General features: G+C 74.1%; 17 protein-coding genes. 7 read left to right on the top strand and 10 right to left on the bottom strand.

What is annotated here, in order from left to right; genetic code table 11:
- Nucleotides 1-74 precede the first annotated feature (74 nt).
- From ACI79I_RS19010 to ACI79I_RS18995, 4 genes are all read left to right on the top strand, one after another.
- Nucleotides 75-980, top strand: coding sequence for an ABC transporter ATP-binding protein (locus ACI79I_RS19010; protein ID WP_456993872.1), 906 nt, complete (start codon nucleotides 75-77; stop codon nucleotides 978-980).
- Nucleotides 977-1810: an ABC transporter permease gene (locus ACI79I_RS19005; RefSeq protein WP_456993871.1), complete on the top strand. Its 834-nt coding sequence runs from the start codon at nucleotides 977-979 to the stop codon at nucleotides 1808-1810. The genes ACI79I_RS19010 and ACI79I_RS19005 overlap by 4 nt, the downstream gene beginning before the upstream one ends.
- Nucleotides 1811-1869: 59 nt before the next feature.
- Nucleotides 1870-2946: an adenosine deaminase gene (locus tag ACI79I_RS19000; RefSeq protein WP_456993870.1), complete on the top strand. Its 1077-nt coding sequence runs from the start codon at nucleotides 1870-1872 to the stop codon at nucleotides 2944-2946.
- A 230-nt stretch (nucleotides 2947-3176) separates the two neighbouring features.
- Complete coding sequence (locus ACI79I_RS18995; RefSeq protein ID WP_456993869.1) at nucleotides 3177-4724, top strand: DEAD/DEAH box helicase; 1548 nt, start codon at nucleotides 3177-3179, stop codon at nucleotides 4722-4724.
- Nucleotides 4725-4876: 152 nt separating this feature from the next.
- On the opposite strand, the gene ACI79I_RS18990 is transcribed toward ACI79I_RS18995, so the two are convergent.
- From ACI79I_RS18990 to deoC, 4 genes are all read right to left on the bottom strand, one after another.
- Nucleotides 4877-6286, bottom strand: coding sequence for a hypothetical protein (locus ACI79I_RS18990; RefSeq protein WP_456993868.1), 1410 nt, complete (start codon nucleotides 6284-6286; stop codon nucleotides 4877-4879).
- Nucleotides 6287-6380: 94 nt separating this feature from the next.
- Nucleotides 6381-7253: an aldehyde dehydrogenase family protein gene (locus tag ACI79I_RS18985; RefSeq protein ID WP_456993867.1), complete on the bottom strand. Its 873-nt coding sequence runs from the start codon at nucleotides 7251-7253 to the stop codon at nucleotides 6381-6383.
- Nucleotides 7250-8698 carry an aldehyde dehydrogenase family protein gene (locus ACI79I_RS18980; RefSeq protein ID WP_456993866.1) on the bottom strand — a complete coding sequence of 483 codons (1449 nt, stop codon included), beginning with the start codon at nucleotides 8696-8698 and terminating at the stop codon, nucleotides 7250-7252. Before ACI79I_RS18980 ends, ACI79I_RS18985 begins: the two co-directional genes overlap by 4 nt.
- A 4-nt stretch (nucleotides 8699-8702) precedes the next feature.
- Entirely contained in the window at nucleotides 8703-9698 is a 996-nt protein-coding gene (gene deoC / locus ACI79I_RS18975) for a deoxyribose-phosphate aldolase (protein WP_456993865.1), read from the bottom strand.
- Between the two features lie 51 nt (nucleotides 9699-9749).
- Between deoC and upp the strand changes: the two genes are divergently transcribed.
- Both upp and ACI79I_RS18965 read left to right on the top strand, forming a co-directional pair.
- Nucleotides 9750-10373 carry a uracil phosphoribosyltransferase gene (upp, locus tag ACI79I_RS18970; protein ID WP_456993864.1) on the top strand — a complete coding sequence of 208 codons (624 nt, stop codon included), beginning with the start codon at nucleotides 9750-9752 and terminating at the stop codon, nucleotides 10371-10373.
- Between the two features lie 2 nt (nucleotides 10374-10375).
- The gene (locus ACI79I_RS18965) at nucleotides 10376-11263 is read left to right on the top strand and encodes a Gfo/Idh/MocA family protein (protein ID WP_456993863.1); all 888 of its coding nucleotides are present in this window, start codon (nucleotides 10376-10378) and stop codon (nucleotides 11261-11263) included.
- A gap of 122 nt (nucleotides 11264-11385) precedes the next feature.
- On the opposite strand, the gene ACI79I_RS18960 is transcribed toward ACI79I_RS18965, so the two are convergent.
- The gene (locus ACI79I_RS18960; RefSeq protein WP_456993862.1) at nucleotides 11386-11853 is read right to left on the bottom strand and encodes a hypothetical protein; all 468 of its coding nucleotides are present in this window, start codon (nucleotides 11851-11853) and stop codon (nucleotides 11386-11388) included.
- A 446-nt stretch (nucleotides 11854-12299) separates the two neighbouring features.
- Nucleotides 12300-12887, bottom strand: coding sequence for a DUF6318 family protein (locus ACI79I_RS18955; protein ID WP_456993861.1), 588 nt, complete (start codon nucleotides 12885-12887; stop codon nucleotides 12300-12302).
- A 179-nt stretch (nucleotides 12888-13066) separates the two neighbouring features.
- Here ACI79I_RS18955 and ACI79I_RS18950 point away from each other — a divergent pair, with 179 nt between their 5' ends.
- Nucleotides 13067-14065: an ABC transporter substrate-binding protein gene (locus tag ACI79I_RS18950; RefSeq protein ID WP_456993860.1), complete on the top strand. Its 999-nt coding sequence runs from the start codon at nucleotides 13067-13069 to the stop codon at nucleotides 14063-14065.
- A 28-nt stretch (nucleotides 14066-14093) separates the two neighbouring features.
- Here ACI79I_RS18950 and ACI79I_RS18945 read toward each other — a convergent pair whose 3' ends face one another.
- Genes ACI79I_RS18945 through ACI79I_RS18930 form a run of 4 tightly spaced genes read right to left on the bottom strand, consistent with a single transcriptional unit; the run spans nucleotide 14094 to nucleotide 18082 of the window.
- Nucleotides 14094-14786 (bottom strand): haloacid dehalogenase type II, encoded by a 693-nt coding sequence (locus ACI79I_RS18945; protein ID WP_456993859.1) that lies wholly within the window; start codon nucleotides 14784-14786, stop codon nucleotides 14094-14096.
- A gap of 4 nt (nucleotides 14787-14790) precedes the next feature.
- The gene (locus tag ACI79I_RS18940; protein ID WP_456993858.1) at nucleotides 14791-16416 is read right to left on the bottom strand and encodes a phospho-sugar mutase; all 1626 of its coding nucleotides are present in this window, start codon (nucleotides 16414-16416) and stop codon (nucleotides 14791-14793) included.
- Nucleotides 16413-17276: an NAD-dependent epimerase/dehydratase family protein gene (locus tag ACI79I_RS18935; RefSeq protein ID WP_456993857.1), complete on the bottom strand. Its 864-nt coding sequence runs from the start codon at nucleotides 17274-17276 to the stop codon at nucleotides 16413-16415. Before ACI79I_RS18935 ends, ACI79I_RS18940 begins: the two co-directional genes overlap by 4 nt.
- On the bottom strand, nucleotides 17273-18082 hold the full coding sequence (locus tag ACI79I_RS18930) for a purine-nucleoside phosphorylase (RefSeq protein WP_456993856.1): 810 nt from the start codon (nucleotides 18080-18082) through the stop codon (nucleotides 17273-17275). The genes ACI79I_RS18935 and ACI79I_RS18930 overlap by 4 nt, the downstream gene beginning before the upstream one ends.
- Between the last annotated feature and the right edge of the window lie 88 nt (nucleotides 18083-18170).

Below are 18170 nucleotides of genomic sequence, written 5' to 3'. Positions count from 1 at the left end.
CCGCAACTCCGTGATCGCGGGGGTGGTCGGGGAGACGACCGGCCCCTGCGGGCCGGGTGGGAGACTGTCGCATCGTGACCAGTACGTCCCCGGCCGTCGTGGCCGACAGCCGGCCCCGGCCCGGCGCCCCACTCGACCCGGAGGCGGCGATCTCGGTCCGCGGGCTGGTGAAGCGCTACGGCGGGTACACCGCCGTCGACGGGCTGGACCTCGACATCCGCCGCGGCGAGATCTTCGCCCTGCTGGGGCCCAACGGCGCCGGCAAGACGACGACCGTGGAGATCTGCGAGGGCTTCCGCGGCCGGGACGCCGGTGAGGTGCGCGTCCTCGGGGCCGACCCGGCGCAGGCCACCCGGCAGTGGAAGGCGCAGCTGGGCATCGTGCTGCAGTCCGGCGCGGGCGACAGCCAGCTGACCTGCCGGGAACTGCTGCGCGCGCAGGCCTCGTACTACCCGGACCCGCGCGACCCCGACGAGGTCCTGGACCTGGTCGGGCTCACCGAGAAGGCCGGCGCCCGCGGCCGGTCGCTGTCCGGCGGCCAGCGACGCCGGCTGGACGTCGCCCTCGGCATCGTCGGCCGGCCCACGCTGCTGTTCCTCGACGAGCCGACGACCGGGTTCGACCCGGAGGCCCGGCGGCAGTTCTGGTCGCTGATCCGCTCGCTGCGGGACCTGGGCACCACGATGCTGCTCACCACGCACTACCTGGACGAGGCCGAGGCGCTGGCCGACCGGGTCGGGGTCATCACCCGCGGCCGGCTCGTCGAGGTCGCCGTCCCCTCGGCCCTGGGCGGCCGGGGGCAGGCGCCGGCCGTCGTCACCTGGACCGAGGACGGCGCCCGGCGGACCGAGGCCACCTCGACGCCGACCGCGTTCGTCCAGCAGCTGGCCACGCGCTTCCCGGGCGAGGTGCCCGACCTGGCCGTCGCCCGTCCCACCCTCGAGGACGTGTACCTGCAGATGATCGGGGAGCCCGCATGACCGCCGTCCGCGAGGCCCGGACCCCGGCGCAGACCGCGCTGCCCTCGGTGCTGCGGGTCTGCCGGGCCCGCGCCTCGGTGGAGCTCAAGGAGTTCTTCCGGCAGCGCGAGTCGGTCGTCTTCACGCTGGCGTTCCCGGTGATCCTGCTGGTCGTCTTCGGGGCGGTCCTCGACTACGACATCGGCGCCGGCGTCACGTTCACCCAGTACTTCATGGCCGGGATCGTCGCCGCGGGCATCCTCGGCGCCAGCCTGCAGAACATGGCGATCAGCATCGCCACCGAGCGCTCCGACGGGACCCTCAAGCACCTGTCGGGCACCCCGATGCCCAAGAGCGCCTACTTCGTCGGCAAGGTCGTGCAGGTCCTCGCGGTCACCGTGCTGATCGTGCTGATCCTGCTGGCGGTCGGCCGGCTGGCCTACGGCGTCCCGCTGCCGTCGGGCGGCGACTGGTTCACCTTCCTGTGGGTGGCCGCGCTCGGGTCCTCGGCGTGCACGCTGCTGGGGATCGCCGTCTCCAGCCTGGCCAGGAACGGCCGCTCGGCCTCGGCGATGGTCACCCCGATCGCGCTGGTGCTCCAGTTCATCTCCGGCGTCTTCTTCCAGTTCAGCCAGGTGCCGACGTGGATGCAGACGATCGCCGCGCTGTTCCCGCTCAAGTGGATGGCGCAGGGCCTGCGGTCGGTGTTCCTGCCCGACGTCCTGGCCGCGCAGGAGCCGGCCGGCACCTGGGAGCTGGGCCGGGTCGCGCTGGTCCTGGGCCTGTGGTGCGTCGCCGGCCTGGTCCTGTGCGTGCTCACCTTCCGCTGGCAGGACCGCGGCACCGACTGAGCGGGTGCCACGGCCGTCCCCGGCTCAAGTCCGCGTGCACACCGAACGACAATGTCACCGTGAGTGCACCGCTGACCGCTGACGACCTCCGCCGCGCCCCCAAGGTCCTGCTGCACGACCACCTCGACGGCGGGCTGCGACCGCAGACGGTGCTCGAGCTGGCCGACGCGGTGGGCTACCGCGAGCTGCCCGCGGACGACCCCGAGACGCTGGGCCGCTGGTTCCGGCAGGCGGCCGACTCCGGCTCGCTGGTGCAGTACCTGGAGACGTTCGCGCACACCGTCGGGGTGATGCAGCGCCCCGAGGCCGTGCAGCGGGTCGCCCGCGAGTGCGCCCTCGACCTGGCCGCGGACGGCGTCGTCTACGCCGAGGTCCGCATGGCACCGGAGCTCCTGACCGCGCAGGGCACGCCGATCGAGGAAGCCGTCGAGGCGATCCTCGACGGCTTCGCGAAGGGCAGCGCGGAGGCCACGGCGGCGGGGACGCCGATCACCGTCGGCACGCTGCTGTGCGCCATGCGGCAGAACGACCGGTGGGACGAGGTGGCCGACCTCGTCGTCCGCCACCGGGACGCCGGGGTGGTCGGGTTCGACCTGGCCGGCCCCGAGATCGGTTTCCCGCCGGACCGGCACCCCTCGGCGATCGCCCTGCTGGACCGGGCCGGGGCGCACCGCACCGTGCACGCCGGGGAGGCGGCGGGCATCGACAGCATCGTCGCCGCGCTGGACGGCGCCCGCGCCGAGCGGCTGGGCCACGGCGTGCGGATCGCCGACGAGGTGGCCGCCGACGGGACCCTCGGACCGGTGGCGCAGCGGGTCCGCGACCGCGGCGTGCCGCTGGAGGTGGCGCCGTCGTCCAACGTGCAGACCGGCGCCTACCCCTCGCTCGCCGAGCACCCGGTCGACCGGCTGCACCGGCTGGGCTTCGCGGTCACCGTCAACACCGACAACCGGCTGATGAGCGGGGTGTCGGTGACCAGCGAGCTCACCGACGTCGTCGCCACCTTCGGCTGGGACTGGGACGACGTCCAGACCGTCACCGAGCGGGCGCTGGCCGCCGCGTTCCTCCCCGTGAGCGAGCGGGAGCGGCTGCTGACCGACGTGGTCCGCCCGGGGTTCGCCGCGCTCCGCGGCTGAGCGTGGCCGGGGCCACCCCCCGCTCGGGAATCCCCCTGCGTGCTGCGCTGCTACCTTCTGTGTACCGGCACTCGCCGGTCATCCTCCCGGACGGTCCGTCCGGGCATGAGCGCATCCGTGCAGATCAGCAGCGTCTCCTGACGTCGTGATCGCCAGTGAGGACGCCGGTCTGCCGGTGTCCGCGCACCACCACGGGACGCGCCCGAGTCGTATCGGAGTCCCACACCCGCATGACCACGTTCGACACTGTCGACGTCCAGACCACCCCTGAGACCCCCGAGGTCGTCGCCCCGGAGCCCGAGGCCCCGGCCGGTCCGACCTTCGCCCAGCTGGGCCTGCCCCAGCCGCTGGTGACCGCGCTCGAGCGGCGCGGCATCCGGCACCCCTTCGCCATCCAGGCCTCCGCCCTCCCCGACGCCCTCGCCGGGCGCGACGTGCTGGGCAAGGCCGCCACCGGTTCGGGCAAGACGCTGGCCTTCGGCCTGCCGCTGCTCTCCCGGCTCGGCGAGGACGTCCAGCGGGGCCGCCGTGCCCCGCGCGGGCTCATCCTCGTGCCGACCCGCGAGCTCGCCCAGCAGGTGCACGACAACCTCGCCCCGCTGGGCCAGGCCATCGGCATCCAGCTGGCGACCGTCTACGGCGGCGCCTCGATGTACCGCCAGATCCAGCAGTTGCGCCGTGGCGTCGACGTCGTCATCGCCACGCCGGGCCGGCTGCAGGACCTCATCGGCCAGGGTGAGTGCACCCTCGACGAGGTCGCCGTCACCGTCATCGACGAGGCGGATTTCATGTCCGACCTGGGCTTCCTGCCGGTCGTGCAGGAGCTGCTCGACCAGACCCGCCCCGACGCCCAGCGGCTGCTGTTCTCGGCCACGCTGGACGGCGAGGTCGACACCCTGGTCCGTCGCTACCTGAAGGACCCGGCCCGTCACGAGGTCAAGCGCCCCGGGGACGACGCCCCGCCGGCCGAGCACCTGGCCTACAGCGTCGCGTTCCGGGACAAGGTGCCCGTGACGCAGGAACTGGCCGCCCGCCCGGGCCGCACGATCGTCTTCGCGCGGACCCAGCTCGGCGTCGACCGGCTCACGGAGAACCTCAAGGCCGTCGGGATCAAGGCCGAGGCCATCCACGGCGGGCTGCCGCAGTCGGCCCGCCGCCGGGCGCTGGAGGCGTTCACCGACGCCCGCAGCCCGGTGCTGGTCGCCACGGACGTCGCCGCGCGCGGCATCCACGTGGACGATGTCTCGCTGGTGCTGCACTACGACCCGCCGACCGACCACAAGACCTACCTGCACCGCTCGGGCCGCACCGCCCGCGCCGGTGCCGCCGGTGTGGTCGTCTCGCTGCTGCTGCCCGACCAGGTGGGCCAGGCCAAGCGCCGCTTCCGCCAGGCCAAGGTGGAGCCGGTGGTCAGCCGGGTCCGCCCGGGTGACGCCCCGATCGCCGACCTGGTCGCCAGTGGCGTGCACGTCGAGCCGGTGGAGCGCCCGGTGCGCGAGTCCCGTCGTCCCTCCGGGGGCCACGGCGCCCGGCGTCCGCGCCGCGAGGGGGAGCGTCCGCGCCGCGACGGCGACCGGCCGCGTCGTCCCTACGGCGACCGGCCGCGCCGGGACGGCGAGCGCCCGGCGGGGGAGCGCTCCTTCGGCGAGCGTTCCCGCGGGAACGGTTCCTACGGCGAGCGGTCGGGTTCGGCCGACCGTCGCGGCGGGGAACGGCGGTCCAGCCCGTACCGCGGGCAGGGACGGCGTCCCAGCCACTCGGCGGACTCCTCCGACTGAGCACCTGACGAACGGCAGCAGCCGGTCCCGGTTCCCCGGGGCCGGCCGCTGCCGTCTGTGCCCGGGGGTTGCGGTATCGGAAGCGATACCCCCGTCACGGGCCCGTGGGACGGGGGTGTCGCTTCCGATACCGCTGCGACGGGAGTCCTTCCTCAGTCGCGGAAGACCAGCGCCCCGCTGACCTGGGTGACCACCTCGTCCCAGGGCCCGCGCAGCTGGGCGGCGTCCTCGGCGCGCAGGACCGCCTCGGGCTCCCGCTCGGCGCGGGCGACCGCCCGGCCCAGCGGCTCGGCGGGCCGCAGCAGCTCGTCGACCCGGGTCAGCCCGGCGTACTCCGCGATGTCACGGACCCCCTCGACCGGCTGGGCGAGGGCGCGGTGGTCGGCGAGCCCCGCCGCGCCGTCGGCGACCTCGCGGAGGACGTCGGTGAGCTCGGTGAGGTCGTAGCGGTCCTGCTCCGCCGGCAGCGGCGGGGTGTCGGTGTCGGCGACCTCCGGCCAGGACGCGATCTCGGCGAGGTCGTGGTCCTCGTTGCCGGCGCAGAACCGGGTGAGCTCGGCGGGGGTGGCGAAGAGGTAGACCTGGCCGTCGCGGCCGAGGAACCGGGCGCGGTCGTCGACGTAGCAGCGCAGCGTCACGCCCGCACCGTCGGGGACGACGACCTCCACCGGCAGGATCCCCACGGCCTCCCAGAACTCGGCCGCCTTGGCCACCTCCGACGGGGACGCGGTGATCCGGCCGGGGCGCGCGATGGCGCTCACCGGCGCCGCGGCCGGGGCGGTGGGTGCCGCCACCTCGGCCTCCGCCTCCTCCTCGGCGTCCTCCTCGGCCTCGGCCGCGGAGGGGTAGTCGTCGAGGGCGACCGTCCCGCCGCCGGTCCAGTCGAGGTGCGCGTCGAGCTCCTCGAGGACGTCCTCCCACAGGTCGTCGAGGGCGTTCCCGACGCCCACCCACGCGTCCTCCCCGGAGCGGCCGAGGAAGGCGTCCACGCCCAGGCCCAGGGAGCCGACCTCGGGCCGGGCGACCAGCTCGGCGAGCGCGCCGAACTCCCCGCCGCGCTCCACGTCGGCACCCGGCCGGCGGTCGAGCTCGACGTCGGCGTCGACGTCGCGCTCGTCGTCCTCGTCGGTGAGCTCGTCGTCCTCCTCGCCGTCGTCCTCGTCGACGTCCAGGCACTCGGCCAGCCGACTGACGATGTCGATGGTGGCCGCGAGCTCCTCCACCGCCCAGCGGTCGGGGTTCTCCGCGGCGACGTCGTAGACGCCGTCGAGGTCGTAGCGGTGGTCGTCGTCCGGGGTCAGGTCGGCGGCCCCGAGGCCGACCACGACCGGCCAGACCGGGTGGTCGGCGAGGTCGTGGTCGGTGCGGCTGCGGCAGAAGGCCGCCAGCGCCGCCGGGGTGGGGAAGAGGTGGACGGTGGCCCGGTCACCCTCGGACGTGCCGAGGAAGGCCTGCCACTCCTCGCCGTCCTCCTCCCACGGCGGGGCCCACAGGGTGTAGCCGGTGCGGTCGTCGAGGGTGAGGGCGATGGGGACGATGCTCGGCCTTGCCACGGGGGACATCCTGCCCGGTCCCCCTGGATGCGCACCTCCGGGTCCGGACCGTCCCGGGTCCCGCCCTGAGTGGGCGAAGGGGTGGGGAGGGCGGGGTCCTCCCTCACACGCCCATGGGGTGCCAGACGGTCTTGGTCTCCAGGAACCGGGTCAGCCGGGTGAGCCCCGGGTCGGCCGTCCAGTCCGGCTCCTCGGCCGGCGGGCGCAGCACCCGCTTGATGCTGCCGGCGGCCAGCCGCTCGAGCTCCATCGCCCGGTCGGCCGGGGCGCCGGTGAGGTCGACGGCGTCGACGTCGTCGTGCTCGGCTAGCCACGGGCCCAGCTCCCCGGCGTCGCCGGTCAGCAGGTTCACCACGCCCCCCGGGACGTCGCTGGTGGCCAGCACCTCGGCGAGGGTGACCGCCGGCAGCGGCCGCTCCCTCGACGTCACGACGACCGCGGTGTTGCCGCCGGCGAGCACCGGCGCCAGGACGCTGACCAGCCCCAGCAGCGAGGAGCGCTGCGGCGCGAGGACGGCGACCACCCCGGTGGGCTCGGGCAGGGAGAAGTCGAAGTACGGGCCGGCGACCGGGTTGGCCCCGCCCAGGACGGCGCCGAGCTTGTCGGTCCAGCCCGCGTACCAGACCCAGCGGTCGATGGCGGCGTCCACCGCGGCGCGGGCCCGGGAGGTCGACAGGCCCTCGCCCGCGGCGACCTCCTCGCAGAACTGGACGTGCCGGCCCTCCATCACCTCGGCCACCCGGTAGAGCACCTGGCCGCGGTTGTACGCGGTGGCGCCCGACCACTTCGCGAAGGCGGCGCGGGCGGCGACGACGGCGTCCCGGGCGTCCTTGCGCGACGCCAGGGCGGCGTTGGCGAGGAAGTGGCCCTTGGCGTCGGTGACCTCGTAGGTGCGCCCCGACTCCGAGCGGGGGAAGGCGCCGTTGACGTAGAGCTTGTAGGTCTTGCGGACGGCGAGTCGCTCGTTGCCGATCACTGGTCAGCACCCCTCAGGTACGCAGCCAGCCCGTGCCGGCCGCCCTCGCGGCCGTAGCCGGACTGCTTGTAGCCGCCGAAGGGCGACGTCGGGTCGAACTTGTTGAACGTGTTGGCCCACACCACGCCGGCGCGCAGCTGGTCGGCGATCTTGAGGATCCGCGAGCCCTTCTCGCTCCAGATGCCGGCCGACAGCCCGTAGGTCGTGTTGTTGGCCTTGGCGACCGCTTCGTCCGGCGTCCGGAAGGTGAGGACGCTGAGCACCGGCCCGAAGATCTCGTCGCGGGCGATGCGGTGGGCGGGGGAGACGTCGGTGAACACCGTCGGCGGGAACCAGAAGCCGCGGTCGGGCAGCTCGCAGGCCGGCTGCCACCGGGAGGCGCCCTCGGCCTCGCCGATGTCGGACAGCTCGCGGATCCTCGCCAGCTGCTCAGCGGAGTTGATCGCGCCGATGTCGGTGTTCTTGTCCAGCGGGTCGCCGACGCGCAGGGTGCCGATCCGACGCTGCAGGCTCGCGACGACCTCGTCGTGGACGTTCTCCTGCACCAGCAGCCGGCTGCCCGCGCAGCACACGTGTCCCTGGTTGGAGAAGATGCCCTGCACGATGCCCTCGACCGCCTGGTCGACGGGGGCGTCGTCGAAGACGATGTTGGCCGCCTTGCCGCCGAGCTCCAGCGTCAGCGACTTGCGGGTGCCGGCGACGGCCCGGGCGATGGAGCGGCCCACCTCGGTCGAGCCGGTGAACGCCACCTTGTCGACGTCGCCGTGCTCGACCACGGCCCGGCCGGTGTCGCCGGCGCCGGTCACGATGTTGACCACGCCGGGCGGCAGGTCGGCCTGGCGGCAGACCTCGGCGAACAGCAGCGCGGTCAGCGGGGTGGTCTCGGCCGGCTTGAGGACGACGGTGTTGCCGGTGGCCAGTGCCGGGGCGACCTTCCACGCCAGCATCAACAGCGGGAAGTTCCACGGGATGACCTGCCCGGCGACACCGAGCGGGCGCGGGCCGGGGCCCAGGCCCGCCCAGTCGAGCTTGTCGGCCCAGCCCGCGTGGTAGAAGAAGTGCGCCGCGGCCAGGGGGACGTCGACGTCGCGGGACTCCCGGATCGGCTTGCCGTTGTCCAGCGACTCCAGGACGGCGAACTCCCGCGCCCGCTCCTGCAGCAGCCGGGCGATCCGGAACAGGTACTTGCCCCGGTCGGCCGGGCGCATCGGCCCCCACGTGCGGGTGAACGCCCGTCGGGCGGCGCGGACGGCGCGGTCGACGTCGGCCTCGGTGCCGGCGGCGACCTCGGAGAGGACCTCCTCGGTGGCCGGGTTGACCGTCTTGAACGACTCGCCGCTGCCGTCGACGAACTCGCCGTCGACGAACAGGCCGTAGGACGGCGCGATGTCGACGATCGACCGGGACTCGGGCGCGGGGGCGTACTGGAACGGGTTCTCGGTCATCGCCTCAGTCGATCGTCACGTGGTCGGGGCCGGAGTAGTGGCCGGTGCGCAGCTTCTGCCGCTGCAGGAGCAGGTCGTTGAGCAGGCTGGAGGCACCGAAGCGGAACCAGTCGGGGGAGAGCCAGTCGGGCCCGGCGACCTCGTTGACGAGGACCAGGTGCTTGACGGCGTCCTTCGTCGTCCGGATGCCTCCGGCGGGCTTGACCCCGACCTGCCGGCCGGTGGCGGCGCGGAAGTCGCGGACCGCCTCCATCATCACCAGGCAGACCGGCAGCGTCGCCGCGGGCGAGATCTTGCCGGTGGAGGTCTTGATGAAGTCGCCCCCGGCGAGCATCGCCAGCCAGGAGGCGCGGCGGACGTTGTCCAGGGTGACCAGCTCACCGGTCTCGAGGATGACCTTGAGGTGGGCGTCGCCGCAGGCCTCCTTGACCGCGACGACCTCGTCGAAGACGTCGAGGTACCGGCCGGCGAGGAAGGCGCCGCGGTCGATGACCATGTCGATCTCGTCGGCGCCGTTGGCCACGGCGTCCCGCACGTCGGCGAGCTTCACCGCGCGGCTGGCCCGGCCGCTCGGGAAGGCGGTGGCGACGGCGGCGGTGTGGATGCCCGTGCCGGCGAGGGCGTCGCGCGCGATGCCGGCCAGGTCGCCGTAGACGCAGACGGCGGCGACCCGCGGGCAGGATGGGTCGGTGGGGTCGGGCTGCCGGGCCTTGGCCGCCAGCGAGCGGACCTTGCCTGGGGTGTCGGCGCCCTCGAGCGTGGTCAGGTCGACCATGGAGATGGCCGTGTCGATCGCCCACGCCTTGGCGGTGGTCTTGATCGACCGGGTGCCGAGCACGCCGACGCGGGCCTCGGCGCCCACCTGGTCGACTCCCGGCAGGCCGTGGAGGAACGCCCGGAAGGCGGCGTCCGAGCGGGTCACGTCGCCGAACGGCGCCAGGGGCTCACGCCGTGGCGGGGTCTCCGCCGTCAGGGCGTCGGGGTCGAGCACGTGGGTCATGGCGGCATTCTCCCCCGAGGGCGGTTTCCCCCGGCCGATACGGTGGCGCCCGTGCAGCTCACCGTCGTGGACCACCCGCTCGCCCGTGCCCGACTGACCCGCATGCGGGACGAGCGGACCGACAACGCGGCCTTCCGGGCGGCGCTGCGCGAGCTCACCCAGATGCTGGTCTACGAGGCCACCCGCGACCTCGCCATCGCCGAGGAGCCGATCAGCACGCCGGTCACCGGCACCACCGGCTACCGGCTGGCCTCGCCGCCGCTGATCGTGCCCGTGCTGCGGGCCGGTCTGGGCATGGCCGACACCGCGCACGGGATGCTGCCGGAGTCGCAGATGGGCTTCGTCGGCCTCGCCCGCAACGAGGTGACCTTCCAGCCGGAGGCCTACATGGCGTCCCTGCCGGCGTCCCTGGTCGACCGCGAGGTCTTCGTGCTGGACCCGATGCTGGCCACCGGCGGCTCGCTGGTGCACTGCTGCGGCCTGCTGACCGAGCGCGGCGCCACGTCCATCACCGTGCTGTGCGCGCTGGCCGCGCCGGAGGGCATCGCCCGCCTGGAGGCCAGCGGCCTGCCGCTGCGGGTGTTCACCGCCTCGGTCGACGAGGGGCTCAACGACAAGGCCTACATCGTCCCGGGCCTCGGCGACGCCGGGGACCGCCAGTTCGGGGCGGTGTGACCATGCGCTTCGGGGTGCTCGGCACCGGGCACTGGGCGCAGACCGTCCACGCGGCCGCGCTCGCCGAGCACCCGACGGCGTCCCTGGCCGGCGTGTGGGGCCGCGACCTGGCCAAGGCCAAGGCGGTGGGCGCGGAGTTCGACGTCCCGGGCTTCGCCGACCTGGACGCGCTGCTGGCCGAGGTCGACGCCGTCGCCGTCGCCGTCCCCCCGTCGGTGCAGGTCGGGCTCGTGGAGCGGGCCGCGGCCGCCGGCAAGCACGTGCTGCTGGAGAAGCCGATCGGGCTGTCGCTCGCGGAGGCCGACCGGGTGGTCGCGGCGGTGCGCGACGCCGGCGTCGCCTCGGTCGTCTTCTTCACCTTCCGCTTCCAGTCGGGGACGTCGACCTGGCTGGCGCAGGCCGGCCGCACGATGCTGGCCGGTGGTGCCGGGACCTGGCTGAGCGCGCTCGCCGGCAGCCCGTTCGACTCGGCCTGGCGCCGGCAACACGGGGCGCTGTGGGACATCGGCCCGCACGCGCTGTCGCTGCTGCTCCCGGCGCTCGGGCCGGTCACCTCGGTGCAGGCCGGGGGCGGTGCGGGGGACACCGTCCACCTGGTGCTGCAGCACTCCGCCGGGGTGGCGTCGACCGTGACCCTGTCGCACACCGTCGCGCCGATGTCGACCGGGGTCGAGTTCTACGTGCACGGGGACGCCGGCCGGGTGGTCCTGCTCCCCGACACCGAGCACCCGGTCGAGGCGCTGTCGGTGGCGGTGGACGAGCTGGGTCAGGCGGCGATGACCGGGGGGACCCACCCCTGCGACGTCGGCTTCGGTCGTGAGGTGGTCGCGGTGCTGGCGACGGCGGAGCGGGCGCTGGCGTCGGGGTGCCGGGAGCCGGTCTCGGACTGAGGTCCTGCGGCGGCGCGGACTGGCTCCTGTTCGGGCGAGCGGCTGGGTCGACTCCTGCGGCTGTCTCCCTGGACCTGCGGTGGTGCACCACCGCAGGAGTGCGGGCACGACCGCGAGAGCGGTCAGTCGTAGGGGTTGGTGAGGACCGGGCGCGCCTCCAGGACGGCGAACGTCACGGGCGGTCCGTCGGTGGTGGTCGTGCCGGGGACGTCGGCGCTGGCCCCGCCGTCCACGCTGAAGGTGCCGCTCCAGGTGGTGGTCAGCGAGGCGGTGTAGGTGCCGCTGCGGTACTCGTGGCGCACCGAGTGGTCCGGGTACGGGGCACCGGGGTCGGTGCTGGTGAGGTCGGTGCCGTCACCGGTGTGCCAGGTGAACCCGGTCGCGGTGGCGACGATGTCGACGGTGAAGCCGCGGATGTCCACGGTGAACGTCTGCGTGGTGGGGCCGTCGGTGTGGAAGACGACCGGCAGGCCGGTGAGTGCGTTGCCCGGCGGCTGCTGCTCGGTGGCCAGCTCCGGGAGCGGCAGGGTCTGGAAGTAGCGGAACACCTCACCGGGGGACGGCGGCGGGTTCAGCGCCGTGATGTCCACGCAGGCCTGCGCGAAGCCGAGCCACTGTCCGACCGCCGTTCCGGGCGCCGCACCAGATGTGTCGAAGCCGTCGACAGTCGTTCCGTCCTCTTGAACTAGACGCTGGCGCTCAATGACAAGCGTCTGAACGACTCGATCAGGAGGTGCTGGACAGAGGGCGTCGTCTTCCGCACGACAGACGCCTCCCGCTGTTGTGTCGACCGCGCAAGGTGGACTCAGCCGGTACAGGTAGGGCTGTGGGGTGGTGGCATGGACGCTGGCCACCCACTGACCGCCGGGGGTCTGTTCGATATAGGCGGCGGTAAGCGCACCCAGAGTATGGCTCACTTCCGGACTTTCGCATGTCACTCGGCAGTGATGCTCGTCCGCGTGAGCTTCCACAGGTGCGGCCATGGAGGCTGTGAAACCCCCCGCAAACAAGAGCAGCACCACCGCGAGGCGAGATCTCATGTAAACGCCAGGTATGTGGCCACCCATGACTGGCGTTGTTGATCCCAGCGAAGCGCCGCACTTGCTAACAGATCGGTCTTCCTGTCGAAGGTCAAGTCAGGAACGGGTTGGCCTGAGTTGTTTACGATGACGAGCCGCTCCTGATCCACGCGAAAGGTCAACTCGGCGGTGTCTTCACTAAGCAGTGGGTCGCCGACGCGAGTTATGAACACCTGTCCGCCCTCGTAGCGGTAACCAGCAGATGCATCTGCCTCGTAATCAGCAGCGATGCGGTCGCAGTCCTCGCAGCCGTCGCTGAACTCACGCAGGGGTGCGGCGTCCATGACGGTCGACGTCCGGTTGATGAGGTCGATGTAATAGCGGACGAAGGCCTCGGCGCCGGCGGCGTCCTGGGTGCGTGCCTCGTCGGGCATCGGCAGGTCCTCGGGACCGAGGGGTGGGAGCTCCTCCTCCGTCGCGACCGGGGCGTCCGCGCTCGGGAGGGTGTCCGCGGCCTCCTGCTCCGCCGAGCACCCGCCCAGCACCGCCGCGCCCACCCCGAGGCCCGCCACCAGGCGCAGGCTCCAGCCCCGTGTCACGTCCACCCCCGAGTCGATCCGGTCGCGGGGAGACTACGGAGGGTCGGCCGCCCGGGCAGCCGACCCTGTGGACAACCACCCGATCGCATGGTCGGGGCTGCCCGCGCGTTCCCTGGGGCGGCGGACCACGCGGAACACCGGTGACGTGCACGCCAGGGGGAGTGGGCCGTGTCACCATCTGCCCCATGACCTCCACCCGGGCCGGCAGCCTGCGCGCGGCCGCCGCCGTCGCCACCACCCTCCTCCTGGTGTCGGGTTGCTCCGGCGACGACGGCGGGGCGGAGACCGGTGGCGGGTCGGGGGGTGGGGCCGAGACCCAGAGGATCGCCCTGGGCACCATCCCGATCATCGACCTCGCCCCCGTCTACCTCGGTCAGGAGCAGGGCTTCTTCGAGGAGCAGGGCATCGAGCTGGACCTCAGTGCCGGGCAGGGCGGCGCCGCGATCGTGCCGGGCGTGGCCAGCGGCAGCATCGACATCGGGTTCGGCAACAACTTCTCGCTCGTCGTCGCCGCCTCCAGCGGCCTGCCCCTGAAGGTCATCACCAGCGGGGTGGACAGCACCCAGGACCCCGAGCGCGACCAGTTCACGATCGTCACCGCGGACCCGGCGATCACCCGCCCCGCCGACCTCGCGGGCAAGCGGGTCGCCACCAACACCATCAACGCCATCGGGGACAGCGTGGTCAGTGCCTCCGTGCGCGCCGACGGGGGCGACCCGTCGACCATCCAGTTCGTCGAGCTGCCCTTCCCGAACATGGCCGCGGCGCTGCAGGCCGGGGACGTCGACGCGGCGTGGCTGGTCGAGCCGTTCGTCACGCTCGCCGAACAGCAGGGGATCCGCGTCCTCACCACCCCGCTGAACGACTTCACCGACGTCCAGATCGAGGTGTCGACGTACTTCACGAGCGCCCAGTTCGCGGCCGAGAACGCCGAGGTGGTGGAGCGCTTCGCCACCGCGATGAACGAGTCGCTGACCTACGCCCAGGAGAACCCCGACGCCGTCCGGGCGATCCTGCCGACGTTCCTGGACATCTCCCCGGAGCTGGCCGCGCAGGTCCGGCTCCCGGAGTGGAACACCGAGGTCAGCGAGGAGACGTTCGAGGTGTTCACCGACCTGGCCGAGACCCAGGGCCTGCTCGACGGGGAGGTCGACATCGACTCGCTGCTGGAGCTGGCGCGCTGAACCGGGGGAGCCCCTCCGGCACCCGGTCTCAGGCGCCCAGCCGGTCGGCCAGCTCCCCGAACGAGGACACCGACAGGTCGGCGTCCGGGTCGGAGGCCGGCGGCACCCGCCGCCCGCCGAACTCGTCGGGGCGGTGCACGTACGCCGTCCGCAGCCCGCGGTCCCGGGCCGCGGCGAGGTCGTCGACGTGCGCAGCGACCATCAGCACCTGGGACGGCGCCAGCGCCAGCAGCGCGGGCGCGGAGTCGTAGACCTCCGGGTCGGGCTTGTAGTGCCGCACGACCTCCGCGCCGAGGACGAGGTCCCAGGGCAGGCCCGCGCGGCGCGCCATGTCCACGATCAGCGCCACGTTGCCGTTGGACAGCGGCGCGAGCACGTGCGAGCGCCGCAACCGGGTCAGCCCCGGGACGACGTCCGGCCAGGGGTCCAGCCGGTGCCAGGCGAGCACCAGCTCGTCGCGCACGTCGGCCGGCACGTCGGGACGGCTCGCCGCGGCCAGCACCTCGTCCAGCGAGGACCGGTGCAGGGCGTCCAGCGGCGTCCACGGCAGCTCGCCGGAGCGCACCCGGTCCATCGACGGCACGTACCGCCCCCGCCAGTCGTCCGCGAACGCCTCGGCGTCGACCGACGGGCCGAGCAGCCGCCGCACCTCGCGGGCGACGCCGCCGCGCCAGTCCACGACGGTGCCGAAGACGTCGAAGACCAGCGCGCGGACGTCCACCGACCTACACCCCCAGGACGGCGGCCATCTCCGCCCGCAGCCGGTCGAGTTCCTCGGCTCCCTGGCGCCGCGCATCGGTCACGGCGGCCGGCGAGGGCACCGGGACCACCGTCTCCAGGTAGGCCTTGAGCTTGGGCTCGGTGCCGCTGGGCCGGACGATGACCCGCACCCCGTCGCCGAGCAGCCGGACGGCGTCCACCGCGGGCGTCCGGTCGCGCAGGTCGTCGGCGGCCACCTCGCGACCGAGCAGGCGGGACGGCGGCGAGGCCCGCAGGCCGGCCATCATGTCCGCGATCCGCGAGAGGTCCTCGACCCGCACCGACAGCTGCCCGGTCACGTAGAGCCCGTGCTCGACGGCCAGCTCGTCGAGCCGGTCGATCAGGCTGCGGCCGGACGCCCTCAGCTCCGCCGTCATCAGCGCGACGGCGAGCGCGGCGGAGATGCCGTCCTTGTCCCGCACCACCGCCGGCGCCACGGAGTAGCCCAGGGCCTCCTCGTAGCCGTAGACCAGCGGCGCCGTGTCGGACCCGGCCCGCATGATCCACTTGAACCCGGTGGGGGTCTCCTCGGTCGGCACGCCGTGCGCGGCGGCGACCACCCGCATCAGGGACCCGCTGACCAGCGACGACGCGTACGTGCCCCGGACACCGCGGCGCAGCAGCCAGTCCGCCAGCAGGGCACCGACCTCGTCCCCGGTCAGCTGCCGGCCGTCGCAGACCACCGAGCAGCGGTCGGCGTCGGGGTCCTCGGCGATCGCCACGTCGGCGCCGATCCCGGACGCCAGCGCGGCGAGCAGGTCGACGGCGCCGGGCTCCTCGGGGTTGGGGAAGGCGACCGTCGGGAAGGCCGGGTCGGGCGCGTCCTGCTCGGCGACGCTCACCGGCGGCGCGAAGCCGGCGGCGGCGAAGACCGCCCGGGTGGTGTCCGCGCCGACCCCGTGCATGGCGGTGTAGGCGACGGTCAGCCCCTGCCGCACGATGGCCGGCACCGTCGAGGGCTCCAGCGCCCGGACGACGGCGGCGACGTAGTCGTCCCGGACGTCGTCCCCGAGGGTGACCCAGTCGTCGGACAGCGGGACCTCGCGGGCCGGGCCGACCGACGCGATCGCCGCCTCGATCCGCTGGTCAGCCGGGGGCACCAGCTGGCGGCCGTCACCGAGGTAGACCTTGTAGCCGTTGTCGTCGGGCGGGTTGTGGCTGGCGGTGACCATCACCCCGGCCACGCAGCCCAGGTGCCGGACGGCGAAGGCCAGCACCGGCGTGGGCAGCGGGCGCGGCAGCACCTGGACGGCGAACCCGGCGCCGGCCAGCACCGCGGCCGAGACGTGCGCGAACTCGTCGGAGCGTCGGCGGGCGTCGAAGCCGATGACCACCCCGCCCCCGGCGTGCCCCTCGTCGGACAGGTACCGCGCCAGCCCGGCCGCGGCGCGGGTGACGACGGCGGCGTTCATCCCGGCCGGCCCCGCCCGCAGCGGCCCGCGCAGGCCGGCGGTGCCGAAGGTCAGCGGACCAGCGAACCGGCGCTCGAGCTCGGACCGGTTCTCGGCCTCGATGAGCGCCTCGATCTCGGCGCGGTCGCCCTCGTGCGGGTCGGCGTCGGCCCACTCGCGGGCGACCTCCAGCACCGTCACCGGTCGGCTCCGCTGCCCGGTGCGATGTCGCCGCGAGGAGCGGGCGGGTCGAAGTGCTCGGCGTCGAAGCCCGCCGTCGTGTACTCGCCGCCGACGCGGGCGTGCACCGGGTCGGCGAGGTCGGGCTCGCCGTGCACCTCGAGCAGCGCCTCGGCGAAGACCTCGGCGTCGTCCTGCGGGTCGTAGCCGAGGGCCCGGGCGGCGGTGAGGTCCCACCAGTTGCGGGTGTTGGCCGAGACGCCCCAGACGACGGCGAACCCGGGCGAGGGCGCCCGCAGCGCGGCGTCGACGAGGCCGACCTGGTCGCCGGGGGACAGCCACGTCGACAGCTGGCGCACCGTCGTCGGCTCGGGGAAGGCGCTGCCGATGCGCAGGCAGACGACGTCCAGGCCGTACCGGTCGACGTAGAGCGAGCCGAGCGCCTCCATCGCGACCTTGGAGACGCCGTAGTAGGTGTCCGGCCGCGGCGGGGCATCGGCCTCCCGCAGGAGACCGGACCCCGGGCGGGGCGTGAACCCCGTGGCGTGGTTGCTGCTGGCCAGCACCACCCGCGGGACGTCGGCCAGCCGCGCGGCCTCCAGGACGCAGTACGTCCCCTCGATGTTGGCGTGCGCGATCGCCGGCCAGGTGGACTCGCCGGAGATGCCGGCCAGGTGCACGACCGCGCTCGCCCCCTGCGCGGCGTCCAGGACCGCGGCCGGGTCGGTGACGTCGGCGACCACCTGCTCCTCGCCGGGGCGGGTGTCCGGGATGGGGACGACGTCCAGCGAGCGCACCGCCCAGCCGCGCTCGGGCAGCCCGCCGCGCAGCACGGTGCCGATCCGCCCGGCCGCCCCGGTGACGAGGACCGGCCCGCTCATGGAAGCCGCCCCACGAACTCGACGAGGAACTCGCCGAGCCGGCCCGCGGCGGCCTTGCCCGCGGCGAGGACCTCCTCGTGGTCGAGCTTCTCGCCGGTGATCCCGGCGGCGGCGTTGGTGACCATGGACAGGCCCATGACCTCCAGGCCCGCGGCGCGCGCGGCGATCGCCTCCAGCGCCGTCGACATGCCCACCAGGTCCGCGCCGAGCGTGCGCAGCATCCGGATCTCGGCCGGCGTCTCGTAGTGCGGCCCGGGCAGCGCCGCGTAGACGCCCTCGGTGAGCGTCGGGTCGAGCTCCCGGGCCAGCGACCGCAGCCGCGCCGAGTACAGGTCGGTGAGGTCGACGAAGGTGGCGCCGACCAGGGGGGAGCGGGCGGTCAGGTTGAGGTGGTCGCTGATCAGCACCGCCTGGCCGACCCGGTGGTCGGGGGCCAGCCCGCCGGCGGCGTTGGTGAGGACGACGGTGCGCACTCCCGCCGCAGCCGCCGTCCGGACGCCGTGGACCACCGGCTCGACGCCGCGGCCCTCGTAGAGGTGGGTGCGCCCGAGGAAGAGCAGCACCCGGCGCTCGCCGACCCATACCGAGCGGACCTCCCCGCCGTGGCCGACCGCGGTCGGGGCGGCGAAGCCGGGCAGGTCACCGATCGCGACGCTCGCCGCGGCGGTCCCGAAGGCGTCGGCGGCCGGGGCCCAGCCCGACCCCATGACGATGGCGACGTCGTGGCCGTCGCCGAGCGCGGCGACGAGGTCGTCGGCCGCCCGGGCGGCGAGGGTTGCGGGGTCGTTGACCGGAGGTGCACTCACGCACGGACGCTAACGCAGGCCCGCCTGCAGGGCTCCCTGCGTGGTCCCGCCGCGCTCGCACCGGGAGCCGGGGGGCGTGATCGTCCCT

It is taken from the genome of Geodermatophilus sp. SYSU D01105 (assembly GCF_054050095.1).
Note: the sequence above shows the minus strand (reverse complement) of the source record. Positions and strands in the feature narration are given on the sequence as shown.